Genomic DNA, 1,255 nt, shown 5'->3' with positions numbered 1-1,255 from the left:
GTGTCACTATTGACGCTCAACCAGCAACACCTGCTGCGCCAACGGCCACTGCAACTTTACAACCAACTTGTTCTGTAGCAACAGGAACTATTACCGTTTCTGCCCCAATGGGAAGTGGAATAACCTACAGTATCGATGGTACTAATTATACTAATACTACTGGAATATTTACAAACGTAGCTGCAGCAACTTACGCTGTAACTGTGAGATCTGCTGCGGGATGTACTTCATCGCCAACTAGTGTCACTGTTGACGCTCAACCAGCAACGCCTGCTGCGCCAACGGCAACTGCAACTTTACAACCAACTTGTACTGTAGCAACAGGAACTATTACCGTTTCTGCCCCAACCGGAACAGGAATAACCTATAGTATCGATGGTACTAATTATACTAATACTACTGGAATATTTACAAACGTAGCTGCAGCAACTTACGCTGTAACTGTAAGATCTGCTGCGGGATGTACATCATTTCCAATTAATGTCACTATTGACGCTCAACCAGCAACGCCTGCTGCGCCAACGGCAACTGCAACTTTACAACCAACTTGTACTGTAGCAACAGGAACTATTACCGTTTCTGCCCCAATGGGAAGTGGAATAACCTACAGTATCAATGGTACTGATTATACTAATACTACTGGAATATTTACAAACGTAACTGCAGCAACTTACGCTATTACTGTGAGATCTGCTGCGGGATGTACCTCATTGCCAACTAGTGTCACTATTGACGCTCAACCAGCAACGCCTGCTGCGCCAACGGCCACTGCAACTTTACAACCAACTTGTACTGTAGCAACAGGAACTATTACCATTTCTGCCATAATGGGAAGTGGAATAACCTACAGTATCAATGGTACTGATTATACTAACACGACTGGAATATTTACAAACGTAACTGCAGCAACTTACGCTATTACTGTGAGATCTGCTGCGGGATGTACCTCATTGCCAACTAGTGTCACTATTGACGCTCAACCAGCAACGCCTGCTGCGCCAACGGCCACTGCAACTTTACAACCAACTTGTACTGTAGCAACAGGAACTATTACCGTTTCTGCCCCAACCGGAACAGGAATAACCTATAGTATCAATGGTACTAATTATACTAACACGACTGGAATATTTACAAACTTAGCTGCAGCTACTTACGCTGTAACTGTGAGATCTGCTGCAGGATGTACTTCATTGCCTACTAATGTAACTATTGACGCTCAACCAGCAACGCCTGCTGCGCCAACGGCAACTGCAAC

General features: G+C 44.7%; 1 protein-coding gene. It reads left to right on the top strand.

What is annotated here, in order from left to right; all coding sequences use genetic code 11:
* On the top strand, positions 1–1,255 hold a 1,255-nt coding region (locus tag BUB42_RS16520), incomplete at both ends, for a hypothetical protein (RefSeq protein WP_211517696.1).

The sequence above is a fragment of the Flavobacterium micromati genome, from assembly GCF_900129585.1.
GTDB lineage: Bacteria > Bacteroidota > Bacteroidia > Flavobacteriales > Flavobacteriaceae > Flavobacterium > Flavobacterium micromati.
Note: the sequence above shows the minus strand (reverse complement) of the source record. Positions and strands in the feature narration are given on the sequence as shown.